The following is a 5,515-nucleotide window of genomic DNA, read 5'->3' as shown; positions in this document are numbered from 1 at the left end:
CACCCGCATCGACATGAACAACCTGGTGGGTTTACACAGCTAGCGCCGCCTCGACGCCGCCGCAAGCGCGCACCCGCGCTTCGACTCCGCTTGCCGATGCAAGCTACGCTCTGCGCGAACGGGCGCCCTCGGCCGGGCCTCGGGGCCCATCGGATCGGCGCATCCCGTCGAAAAGGAGCCTGTCATGGACCTGCACCAGCATCTGCGCCTGATGGCCGACTACCATCGCTGGGCGTTCGAGCGCCTGTACGCCGAGGTGGACGGCCTCGACGAGGAGAGCTACCGCCGCGACGTCGGCCTGTTCTTCCGCAGCGTGCACGGCACGCTCAACCACCTGCTGCTGGTCGAGCACCTGTGGCAGGCGCGCCTGCGCGGCACGGTGTTCCCGGTCAGCGGCCTCGACCAGGAGCTGGAGCCGGACCGCGCGCAGTTGAAGGCGCGCCTGCTCGCCTTCGCCGCCGGCTGGCGACCGTTCGTGGACGCGCTGACGCCGGCGCAGGTCGCCGGCGACCTCGACTACCGCAACACCGCGGGCCAGCCGTTCACCCTGCCCTACGCCAGCCTGGTGCTGCACGTGTTCAACCACGCCACCCACCATCGCGGCCAGATCAGCACGGCGCTGACCCAGCACGGCGCCAAGGCGCCGGTGATGGACCTGCCCTACTTCCTGCTCAAGGAGGTGCCGCGCGCGGCGCTGCACGGCTGAGCGCGCGCGCCGGCGGCGGGCGTCCGCTACACTTGCGCGCTTCGGTTCCCGCTTCCGGCCCATTCCTTCCCCATGGCGAACGAAACGCCCGTCGTGCAGCACTTCATCCGCCAGATCGTGGCGGCCGACAACGCTTCCGGCAAACACGGCGGCCGCGTCGTCACGCGCTTTCCGCCGGAGCCGAACGGCTACCTGCACCTCGGCCACGCCAAGTCGATCTGCCTGAACTTCGGCATCGCCGCCGAGAACGGCGGCACCTGCCACCTGCGCTTCGACGACACCAACCCGGGCAAGGAGGACATCGAGTACGTCGAGTCGATCAAGGAGGACGTGCGCTGGCTGGGCTTCCAATGGGATTTGCTGCGCCACGCCTCCGACTACTTCGAAGTGTTCTACCGCGGCGCCGAGAAGCTGATCCGCCTCGGTCTCGCCTACGTCGACGACCTGAGCGCCGACGAGGTGCGCGCCTACCGCGGCACGCTGACCGAACCCGGGCGCAACTCGCCGTGGCGCGATCGCGGCGTCGAGGAGAATCTCGACCTGTTCCGGCGCATGCGCGCCGGCGAATTCGCCGACGGCGCCAAGACGCTGCGCGCGAAGATCGACATGGCCGCCGGCAACATCAACCTGCGCGACCCGGCGATCTACCGCATCCGCAAGGTGCCGCACCAGAACACCGGCGACGCCTGGTGCATCTATCCGATGTACGACTACGCGCACTGCGTGTCCGACGCCGTCGAGGGCATCACCCACTCGCTGTGCACGCTGGAGTTCGAGGACCACCGCCCGCTGTACGAGTGGTTCCTGGAGAAACTCGACCTGCCGAACGATCCCGCGCTGACCGAGCCGCTGCGCGCTTCCGGCCTCTGGCTCGAGCCGAGCCGGCCGCAACAGATCGAGTTCGCGCGCGGCAACCTCAACTACACGGTGATGAGCAAGCGCAAGCTGATCGCGCTGGTGCAGGACGGCTTGGTCGACGGCTGGGACGATCCGCGCATGCCGACCCTGGCCGGCGTGCGCCGGCGCGGCTTCACGCCGGCGGCGATCCGCACGTTCTGGGAGCGCGCCGGCATCAGCAAGCAGAATAGCGTGATCGACGTCGGCGTGCTGGAAGGCTGCGTGCGCGAGGATCTCGACGCCCGCGCGCCGCGCCGCATGGCGGTGATCGACCCGCTGAAGCTGGTGATCGCCAACCTGCCCGAAGACCACGAGGAGACGCTCGCCTTCCCCAACCATCCGAAGGACGAGTCCTTCGGCACGCGCGCCGTGCCGTTCTCGCGCGAACTGTGGATCGAGCGCGAGGACTTCATGGAAGCGCCGCCCAAAGGCTTCCACCGCCTGGTGCCCGGCGGCGAGGTGCGCCTGCGCGGCGTCGGCATCGTGCGCTGCGAGGAGGTGGCGAAGGACGCCGCCGGTACCGTCGCCGAGCTGCGCTGCACGCTGGATGCCGACACCCGTCCCGGCATGCCCGGCGCCGAGCGCAAGGTGAAGGGCACGATCCACTGGGTCAGCGCGCGCCACGCGCTGCCCGCGGAGATCCGCCTGTACGACCGCCTGTTCAACGTTGCCGACCCGGACGACGACAGCGACGGCAAGACCTACCGCGATCACCTCAACCCGGAGTCGAAGCGCATCCTGCGCGGCTACGTCGAGCCGTCGCTGGGCGAGGCGGCGCCGGAGGCGCACTTCCAGTTCGAGCGCCTCGGCTACTTCGTCGCCGACCGCCGCGACCACGCGCCCGGCCGGCCGGTGTTCAACCGCACGGTCACGCTGCGCGACACCTGGGCGAAGCTGGCGAAAGGCTGACGCCGGCCACGCCGCGGGCCGCTGCTAGAATCGCGCGGACCGCAAGGTAGCCGCGCATGCTCTACGGCCAAGTCCATCTCACCCTGCCGCCCTGGGTCCACCAGGTGGTCGACCCCATGCGCGTCTATCCCGACGACGACGCGCGCATCGCGCTGGCGGTCGAGCTGGCGCGGCGCAACGTCGAGCTGCGCACCGGCGGGCCGTTCGGCGCGGCGGTGTTCACCGAAGCCGGCCGGCTGGTCTCGGTGGGCGTCAACCGCGTGATCGCGCAAAGCTGCTCGGTCGCGCACGCCGAGATCATGGCGCTGATGACCGCGCAGACGCGCATGCAGCGCTACCGTCTCAACGAGGACGGCCACCGCTTCGTGCTGGCCGCCAGCGCGCAGCCCTGCTGCCAGTGCTACGGTGCCGTCGTCTGGGCCGGCATCGACGAGCTGCTGATCGGCGCGCGCACCGAGGACGTGGCCGAGCTCACCGAATTCGACGAGGGCCCGCTGCCGGCGGACTGGATCGGCGAGCTGCAGCGCCGCGGCATCGCGGTCAAGCGCGACCTGCGCCGCGACGAGGCGCGCCAGGTGCTCGCCGCCTACGCGGCGGCCGGCGGCGCGCGCTACTGATGGCGACGGTCGAACCGCTGGCCGGGCGCCTGCTGTACTGCCGCCCCGGCTTCGAACGCGAGTGCGCGCAGGAGCTGGAAGCCGCCGCCGCGTCCGCGGGCGTGTCCGGCTTCGCCCGCGCGGCGGCCGACGGCGGCCTCGCCGAGTTCGTGCTGCACGACGCCGGCGCGCAGCCGGCGCTCGATGCCGCCGCCGGCTGGCGTGCGCTGGTCTTCGCGCGCCAATCGCTCGGCCTGCTGGCGCGCGTGCGCGGCCTCGACCCGCAGGACCGGCTGGGGCCGCTGCTGGAAGCGCTGGCCGCGCGCGACGAGCGCTACGCCGAGGTGTGGGTCGAGCATCCCGACAGCGACGACGGCCGCGCGCTGGCCGGCCTGTGCCGCAGCTTCGCGCCGGTGCTGCGCGCGGCGCTGCGCCGCGCGCGGCGACTGGCGGACGACGCGCCGCGCCGGCTGCATGTGTGCTTCACCGGCGGCAGCGACGCGCTGCTGGCCGCGGAGGCGCCGGCGCGCGCCGCGCCCTGGCCGGGCGGCATCCCGCGGCTGCGCTTCCCGCGCGGCGCGCCCAGCCGTTCCACCCTGAAACTGGAGGAGGCACTGCTGGTGCTGCTCGACGACGCGGAGCGCGCGCGCTGGCTGGCGCCCGGCATGCGCGCGGTCGACCTCGGCGCCGCGCCCGGCGGCTGGACCTGGCAGATGGTGCGGCGTTCGATCCGCGTCGTCGCCGTCGACAACGGCCCGATGGACGCCGCGCTGATGGACAGCGGCCTGGTCGAGCACCGCCGCGAGGACGGCTTCCGCTACCGGCCGGCGAAGCCGGTCGACTGGCTGCTCTGCGACATGGTCGAGCAGCCGCGTCGCATCGCCGCGCTGATGGCGCAGTGGTTCGCCGAGGGCCGCTGCCGCATGGCGCTGTTCAATCTCAAGCTGCCGATGAAGAAGCGCTACGACGAGGTGCGCCTGTGCCTCGGCCTGCTGCGCGAGGCTGGCATCGGCGACCTGCGGGTGAAGCACCTCTATCACGACCGCGAGGAGATCACCGTGTTCGCGCGGCGGGGCTGAGCCCGTGCGGGACTGCCGGCCCCGCACTGCGGAAGCACCGCGCGCGGCGGTATGCTAGGCGCTCCCTTGTCCCGGGCGGAGACGCGCCGGTCCACCATGAACCGACTGCGTGCCGCCTTGCCTCTGCTGCTGCTGATCGTCACCGGCGCCCTGCTGATCGCGTCCGGTGCGCTGGACGCGTTCCGTCCGGAGCGGCTGGCCACCTCGCAGGCCGAGCTGCGCGCCACGGTCGCCGCCCACCCCGTGCTGGCCTCGCTGGCCTACGTCGGCGTGCTGGCGCTCAGCATCGCCACCGGCATTCCGGGCAGCCTGTTCGTGATTCTGGCGGGCGGCCTGTTGTTCGGCGTGGTCGTCGCCACCGCGCTCACCGGCATCGGTCTGACGCTGGGTTCGCTGCTGCTGTTCCTCGCCAGCCGCTTTGCCTTCAGCAGCGGCCGCGCGCCGCCCGCGCTGGCCGAGCGCCTGCGCGCCGGCTTCCACGCGCACCCGCTCAGCTACACGCTGTTCCTGCGCCTGGTGCCGGTGTTCCCGTTCGGCGGCGTCACCGTCGCGCTGGCCTGGCTGCGCTGTCCGCTGTGGCTGTTCCTCGGCGCAACCGCATTCGGCGGCTCGCTGATGGCGGTGTTCGAGACCTCGATCGGCGCCGGCCTCGGCGCCACCCTGGCGGCAGGCCACCCCGCCGACCTCGGCCTGCTGCTGGCGCCGCGCGTGCTGCTGCCGCTGCTGGCGCTGGGTGCGCTGGCGCTGCTGCCGGTGCTGTGGCGGCGGCGGCGCGGCCCTGCGCCGCCGGCCTGAGACGCGCAAAAAAACGCCGCGCGGGTGGGGGACCGCGCGGCGTCAGGGGGACTTGCTTGGCTTCTCAGAACTTCACGGTCACGCGGGCGAAGTAGAACCGGCCGACGGTGTCGTACGTGTTCACGTCCGTGTTCGCGTTGATCACGTTGTTCTGGTACAGCAACGGCGGCTGCCGGTCGAACGCGTTGTTTACGCCCACGTCGATGCGGGTGTTGATCGGTTCGAAGTTGTAGCCGAGGGTGAAGTCGTTGTAGACCTGCGCGCCAATCGGCAGCTCGACGCCGCGGATGCCGCCATCGGCCGACGTGCCCTGGCTGAGGTCGGCATTGCCCACCGTCACCCGTCCGATGTAGCGCACGCGCCAGCTCGCGTCCCACGCCCCCATGTTCCAGTTGAGGGCGGTCAACGCGCGCCAGCGCGCGAAGTTGCCGAAGTCGCGGTTGAAGTGGCCGGCGAGATGCACCACGACGTCGCCCGGCAGACCCGGTGCCTGGTCGTAGTCGTTCTGCGCCATGTAGGTGCTGTCGAAGCTG

The 5,515-nt window shown here is 71.7% G+C and carries 5 protein-coding genes and 1 pseudogene; 5 read left to right on the top strand and 1 reads right to left on the bottom strand.

Features of this window, described 5'->3' with window-relative positions; genetic code table 11:
• The first annotated feature begins 184 nt into the window (after window positions 1–184).
• The 5 genes from MBSD_RS14505 to MBSD_RS14485 all read left to right on the top strand — a co-directional run bounded on the left by MBSD_RS14505 (window position 185) and on the right by MBSD_RS14485 (window position 4,982).
• The gene (locus tag MBSD_RS14505) at window positions 185–706 is read left to right on the top strand and encodes a DinB family protein (protein ID WP_062538003.1); all 522 of its coding nucleotides are present in this window, start codon (window positions 185–187) and stop codon (window positions 704–706) included.
• A gap of 72 nt (window positions 707–778) precedes the next feature.
• Complete coding sequence (locus tag MBSD_RS14500; RefSeq protein ID WP_062538002.1) at window positions 779–2,512, top strand: glutamine--tRNA ligase/YqeY domain fusion protein; 1,734 nt, start codon at window positions 779–781, stop codon at window positions 2,510–2,512.
• 56 nt (window positions 2,513–2,568) lie between these two features.
• On the top strand, window positions 2,569–3,129 hold the full coding sequence (locus tag MBSD_RS14495) for a nucleoside deaminase (protein WP_062538001.1): 561 nt from the start codon (window positions 2,569–2,571) through the stop codon (window positions 3,127–3,129).
• A 17-nt stretch (window positions 3,130–3,146) separates the two neighbouring features.
• On the top strand, window positions 3,147–4,187 hold the full coding sequence (gene rlmM / locus MBSD_RS14490; protein ID WP_062538004.1) for a 23S rRNA (cytidine(2498)-2'-O)-methyltransferase RlmM: 1,041 nt from the start codon (window positions 3,147–3,149) through the stop codon (window positions 4,185–4,187).
• 96 nt (window positions 4,188–4,283) lie between these two features.
• Window positions 4,284–4,982, top strand: coding sequence for a TVP38/TMEM64 family protein (locus tag MBSD_RS14485; protein WP_062538000.1), 699 nt, complete (start codon window positions 4,284–4,286; stop codon window positions 4,980–4,982).
• Between the two features lie 64 nt (window positions 4,983–5,046).
• Here the strand turns inward: MBSD_RS14485 and MBSD_RS15825 are convergent.
• Window positions 5,047–5,515 (bottom strand): annotated as a pseudogene (locus MBSD_RS15825) (hypothetical protein); the annotation flags it as partial.

The organism is Mizugakiibacter sediminis, from assembly GCF_000953855.2.
Taxonomy (GTDB): domain Bacteria; phylum Pseudomonadota; class Gammaproteobacteria; order Xanthomonadales; family Rhodanobacteraceae; genus Mizugakiibacter; species Mizugakiibacter sediminis.
Note: the sequence above shows the minus strand (reverse complement) of the source record. Positions and strands in the feature narration are given on the sequence as shown.